Genomic DNA, 6,111 nt, shown 5'->3' on the forward strand with positions numbered 1-6,111 from the left:
GCCACCAACCCTTACCCTTATGAAAAAATTATACCTATTCTTCAGCTGCCTGATTTCCTGGAGTCTTTACGGACAAGGCCTTCCGGGATTGGGAGCAGGAACAACTCCAAACAACAAACCCATCCTTCATGGTAAAAACTGGGTAGCCATTACCGGAAAACCACTGGGAGCAACTGCCGGGGCTACTATTTTCCAGCAAGGGGGAAATGCGGTGGATGCTGCTTGTGCCATGATTGCAGCCACTTCCACCATGTGGGATGTATTGTCCTGGGGAGGAGAAACTCAGGCTCTGATTTATCATCCTGTAGAGAAAAAAGTCATTGCAATCAATGCCCTAGGCTATGCCCCAACGGGCGCCACCGTAGATTTTTTTAAATCCAACCGAATGGACTATCCTCCTCAATACGGACCCCTGGCAGCAACTACACCTGGGACACCCGGAGGAATTATGACCATGCTCGCCGAGTACGGTACCATGAGTTTGGAGGAAATTTTAAGTCCCTCAATGGAACTGGCCAAGGGATATCCCCTTGAAGCGCAAACCGCCAATGCCATGGAAGCACAAAAAGAGCGGATTAAGCAGTGGCCTTATTCCAAAAAGATTTTCCTTCCCCACTTGGGCGAAGAACGTGAGGCCCCGGTTGCAGGCGAACTATTCGTTCAAGAAGACCTATACCAAACCCTCTCCAAGCTAGTCGAGGCAGAAAGAACGGCACTAGCAGCGGGAAAAAGTAGAAAGGATGCCATTTATGCGGCATATGATCGCTTTTATAAAGGCGATATCGCTAAAGAAATCGTACGGGGCACCCGCGAACAAGGAGGGCTATTCACCGAGGCTGATTTAGCTAATTGGACCGTGAAAATTGAGGAACCCCTTCATGTCAATTATAAAGGCATAGATGTCTATAAGCTTCAAGAATGGACCCAGGGTCCAGCGTTGCTACAGTCCTTGAATATTCTGGAAAATTTTGATTTGAAGTCCATGGGCTATAATTCGGCTAATTACATCCATACCGTCTATCAAGCCATGAGTTTGGCTTTTGCGGATCGGGATTTTTACTATGGAGACCCGGCTTTTGTAGATTCGCCTATGGAAGGGCTTTTGTCGAAAGAATATGCCAAAGAGCGAGCAAAATTGATCGGAGAAATGAATGACCCCAAAATAGGCCCAGGTGATCCTTATCCCTTCCAAGACGGAAGCAATCCCTATCAGGATATTTTAACTGAAAACAGGAAGTCCTTGGCCTCCTTATCTGCTGAGGAATTAAATTCGAGCTTGGATGAGGAATTTTTAGCAAATTTCTTCAGCGGAACAACTTCGGTGGAAACTGCAGATGCGGAAGGTTGGGTCGTTTCAGTAACCCCTAGCGGGGGATGGATTCCTGCTGTGGTGGCCGGCAATACCGGAGTGGGCCTTTCTCAGCGCATGCAAAGTTTTGTGCTGGATGAAAATCTAAATCCCTTCAACCTCCCCGAACCGGGAAAAAGGCCACGAGTGACCCTAACGCCAAGCTTGGCCATGAAAGAGGGAAAGCCATTTCTTTCCTTTGCAGTCCAAGGGGGCGATTCCCAAGATCAAAACCTCTTGCAATATTTCTTAAATGTAGTCGAATTTGGAATGGATGTGCAGGAAGCGGCAGAAGCGGCAAATTTCAATTCCTATCAAATGCAAAGCTCTTTTGGAGATCATGAAATCAGACCCGGAGCGATTGTTTTAAGAAATGACACCCCAGACTGGACCCTTAAAGATTTATCCAACAGGGGCTATTCCATCGAGCTTTGGAATAAGACTTCCGGGCCAATCAATGCCATCTGGTTTGACTGGAAGCATCAAAGCTTTTGGGGTGGATCCAGTGATTACGGCGACGATTATGGCATTGCCTGGTAATTTCCACCTTGATTTGAAACCATCAACCAAAACACAACTACATGATTACTCATTTTAAAACTATCCTACCTGCCCTGTTGGGCTTTTCGGTGCTCCTCCCGATTCAGGCCCAGCAAAACACCCAGACGCTTAAAGAGGAAGTAAAAACCAGCATTGACCATCGTTTTTCAGAACTCACTGAGCTGAGTGATCGAATTTGGTCCTTTGAAGAAATTGCTTTTCAGGAAACCCAATCTGCGGCGGCCCTTTCCGATTATGCCGAGCAGTTAGGTTTTAACGTCACTCGCGGAGTGGCTGAAATCCCCACCGCTTTTGTAGCGGAATATGGCTCGGGCTCACCGGTTATCGGAATTTTGGGAGAGTTTGATGCCTTGCCGGGACTTTCTCAAAATAAGGTTCCTTATAAAAGCCCACTGAATGAAGGGGCTCCGGGACATGGTTGTGGCCATAATTTATTCGGCGTAGCCTCTTTGGGAGCTGCAGCGGCTATAAAGGATTTAATCGAGGAAGGAAAAATTAAAGGTACGGTGCGTTTTTATGGAACTCCTGCCGAGGAAAAGTTCTTCGGAAAGTTATGGATGATCCGGGCCGGACTTTTCCAAGACGTGGATGTGGTTATGGATTGGCATCCCGGAGCAGAGACCAAAGCGGCTGTCCAAAAAGGCTTGGCTTTGGTTGACTTTTTAGTCGAATTTAAAGGCCAAGCGGCCCACGCCTCCTCTGATCCTTGGAATGGCCGTAGCGCATCGGACGCACTGGAGCTTTACACCACCGGAATAAACTACTACCGAGAGCATGTCAAACCGACCGTCCGAATGCACTATCATATTCAAGATGCCGGACAAGTCGTCAATGTGGTTCCGGATTATAGCCGAATTTGGGTTCGGGTCAGGGATAGTAGCCGTGAAGGCTTAGTCCCGGTTTGGAAGCAAGTAGAAAAAATGGCTGAAGGTGCAGCCATTCTAGCCAACGTGGAACATGAAGTCAATTTAATTTCAGGTGTACATGAAGTATTGGTCAATCGAACCGGTTCGGCTGCCTTGCAACAAAACCTCGAAAACCTAGGGGCCATAACTTATACTGAGGAAGAGCAAGAATTTGCCAAAAAAATTCAAGAAGCGACCGGAAAACCCCAAATTGGGTTGGTCTCTACGATCGAACCTATGGAGGAAACCGCCGAACACAGCATGGGGGGGAGTACGGATGTGGGTGATGTGAGCTGGGTGGCTCCAACCATTCGACTTTCAGCGACCACTGCACCCAATGGTACGCCCTGGCATTCTTGGGCTGTTGTGGCAGCTGGAGGAATGTCCATTGGACATAAAGGAATGGCCTATGCCGCCAAAGCCTTATCCATGACTATGGTGGATTTATTCCAAAACCCCGAGCTTGTTCAGCAAATCAAAGCGGAATTCACCTCCAAGAAAGGGGATTACCGCTACCAGGGATTCATACCTGACGGTCCCCCTCCCATCGATTCAAAATTACAATAAGCATACAGCTTGCGATGAATCAAGTCGCAGGCTACTTGTTTGTTCTCCATTTAAAATCCATCATCCATGAAACCCATAATCCGCCTTTTTTTAGGGCTCCTCTTCTTGGTTATTTCTTCTACCCTATCCCAAGCACAAACTGAGGAAAAACTCATCCAAAACCTGATTCAAGATTCCTTTGACGACCTTTTTTCCGAATTCAAATCTGAAAAACTCTTGGATTATTACACGGAGGATTTTTTGCTTTTAGAGCAGGGAGAAGTCTGGGACAATGAACTAATCCTAGCCTATTTTGAGCGAGCCAAGCAGAACCCAAATCCGAGCGTCAGAACCAACCGGTTTGAATTTATCGAAACCAAAGTCTCGGGAAGTACAGCTTGGGTAGCCTATCATAACTATGCTACATTCAGCCAAAATGGAGAGGAAACCCAACAGTTGTATTGGTTGGAAAGCGCCACGGCTGTAAAAACCGAAAAGGGCTGGCGTTTGGAGCTGTTGCATTCTACCCGAGTAGGAACACAGCACTAATCATTCGACCTCTTTGAAGCCCAATTCTACTAGTTGATCTCGAAACTGAAAAGGAACCTGTATGTAGATTCGAATTCCAGAAGTGCAATGGCAAGCAAAACAAGCTTGTCTGCGCTCCTCTTCGGTAGAAAAAGAAATAGAAGCTCCTAAAATGCCTTTTTCAATCAGGTATTCTTCGAGGGCAAGTCTAAGGGCTGAATTTCCTTTCCCCGAATTTCCCCATGGATCAGCACAGTAGGTTTGATCCCAATAAAACTCGAAAAGGGTTTCATTTTCCTCATTTAGGCAGGCACTAAGCATCCCGGATATCCAAAACAAAAAGAATACAACTTTACTTGTTTTCATGGAGTTTGATCATTTCCATCAAAACGATTGAAACAGGCCGATCGCTACTGACCGGCCTGTTTTTAGCTAAAGAGTTTTTCAAGGATCTTATAGGTAATCAGATAGGTAGGTCTTACTCCTTCCATCCCTAGGGCTCCAGAGGCTAAGGTACTCCCGGTCTCCAGCGGATTATCCGAGGCGTAGTAGGCATACAGAACTTTTACATTGGAGCGAATACTTTTACGGATTTTGGAGGCCGATTGGATCGCTTTTTGGTAGTGGGCGCCTTCCATTTCCAGTCCGATGGCGTTCCAAGAAGATTCCATAAAGTATTTTAAAATGTCCTTATTCTGAAGAGAGGTACCTAAGACAGTTACCATTGAACCAGAATAAACCCCCAAGCCAAAGCCTTCAAAATCGGATTTTTTCAGTTCATTTCGGAAGGGATAATTATCCGCCGTTCCTTCAAAAACATGGGCATCGGGAATCATCAAATCCCCTTTTCCCCCATAAAGGATTCCTGCTTTACCCATAATGGAGGTGGATACGATATTGAGGGTATATTCCTTATTGTCCTTTTTAAAGGGTTTTAGCAACTCATCAAAACATTCGTAAGCCTGCTCTCCGAAAGCATAATCCATCACCACAAAAACAGGGCGTTTTTCAGATTCTTTGGGCAATTGAATACCCGGAATCAGCTCATCCTTTTCCAATAAAGCCGTATCAATAATCTGGGCTCCGATATTGGTACCCGAATCATCCGGAACATCTACAAATCCATTTTTTACCGCATATTCATAAATGGCTTTTCCATGATTTCCTTTGGCATTGATGGAAATATCCATGGCCACCTTTTCGATCTCATCGTAACTCTTTATGCCCAATTTCTGATGAGAATAAATGGTATTCAATACCGAGTGGAGATTGGCAGAAATAACATGAATAGGCCGCTTTAAAAGTCCTTTTTCATCCAGAGTAGCTTGGATTTTTCTAGCCCAAAGCTCTCCATACACGTGATGTCCAATCCGCTCACGCAAAGTGGCGGAAAAGGAAATCTCCCGATCTTTGTCATGTTGAATTTCCTCCATAGCCAATCGGCCCAAATGATAGACAATCGAGAAAAGACTGTTGGAATTGGCGCTCTGAGCAAATTTATCCACCGCATGTACCGTTTCCTCATAAGTCCTGCCGATTAGATGACTTAGATAGGCCGAGGCGGCTTCTTTTTCAAATTCTTCCCCATGCTCTTCCTTTTTGACAAATTCTTCCAGCATGGTCCAATTGGTGGTAATTCTTCCTTTTGGATCAATGCTGTTATGGTAAATTTTATTGGACTCGATGTATAAAAACGTCAAGTGAGTAAGAATATCATAAATATCAGATCGACCCCGAGTCATCTCTACATACATCACCTGTTCATCCAACCGATAACAATTTCGTTTTCGTTTTGGAGGAATAATCGGCGACAAATGCGAGGTCTCATATCCCTCTCTGCTGATTAGCCGAACAAAACGACACTCCTCAATGCCGCGAGGGAGGCGCTCCATCACATAAAGCAAACCATCCAATTCGATTTTCTCTCGATCGGTAATACTTCCGTAAATCTCCGGACTTAGGACCATCAAGGCTTGAACTAAACTTTCCCCGGACACCCCCATGGGCTTGTAACTTCCCCGGGTAAAAAGATGTCTCATCGTAATGTATAATCGTTCGATGGCTGCTCTTGATTCGTGTGCTCTGGTTCTTTTCATGCGTTAGGGTTTGGTTAAATTGAGCAAAGGTAGCTAAAAAATACAAAAATAGGTCTAATCCGACGGTTTTGGCAGGGAAATCGCTTTTGAAGTTTTTTAAAATCGGGCAATTTTTGATAATTTTAGG

Annotated in this window: 5 protein-coding genes; 3 read left to right on the forward strand and 2 right to left on the reverse strand. The window is 45.3% G+C overall.

Going from position 1 to position 6,111, the window contains the following annotated elements; translation table 11 throughout:
- The first annotated feature begins 19 nt into the window (after positions 1-19).
- From Q0L00_RS13650 to Q0L00_RS13660, 3 genes are all read left to right on the forward strand, one after another.
- A complete protein-coding gene (locus Q0L00_RS13650; RefSeq protein WP_297337439.1) occupies positions 20-1,888 on the forward strand; it encodes a gamma-glutamyltransferase in 1,869 nt (622 codons plus the stop codon).
- A 41-nt stretch (positions 1,889-1,929) separates the two neighbouring features.
- Entirely contained in the window at positions 1,930-3,381 is a 1,452-nt protein-coding gene (locus Q0L00_RS13655) for an amidohydrolase (protein ID WP_297337440.1), read from the forward strand.
- A gap of 66 nt (positions 3,382-3,447) precedes the next feature.
- Complete coding sequence (locus Q0L00_RS13660; RefSeq protein WP_297337441.1) at positions 3,448-3,909, forward strand: DUF4440 domain-containing protein; 462 nt, start codon at positions 3,448-3,450, stop codon at positions 3,907-3,909.
- Here the strand turns inward: Q0L00_RS13660 and Q0L00_RS13665 are convergent, their stop codons facing one another.
- Together Q0L00_RS13665 and Q0L00_RS13670 are read right to left on the reverse strand one after the other, a co-directional pair.
- Positions 3,910-4,254, reverse strand: a complete 345-nt coding sequence (locus Q0L00_RS13665) for a hypothetical protein (RefSeq protein ID WP_297337442.1) — start codon at positions 4,252-4,254, stop codon at positions 3,910-3,912.
- A 62-nt stretch (positions 4,255-4,316) separates the two neighbouring features.
- Complete coding sequence (locus Q0L00_RS13670) at positions 4,317-5,984, reverse strand: hypothetical protein (RefSeq protein ID WP_297337443.1); 1,668 nt, start codon at positions 5,982-5,984, stop codon at positions 4,317-4,319.
- Between the last annotated feature and the right edge of the window lie 127 nt (positions 5,985-6,111).

It is taken from the genome of Algoriphagus sp. (genome assembly GCF_024305035.1).
Classification (GTDB): Bacteria; Bacteroidota; Bacteroidia; order Cytophagales; family Cyclobacteriaceae; genus Algoriphagus.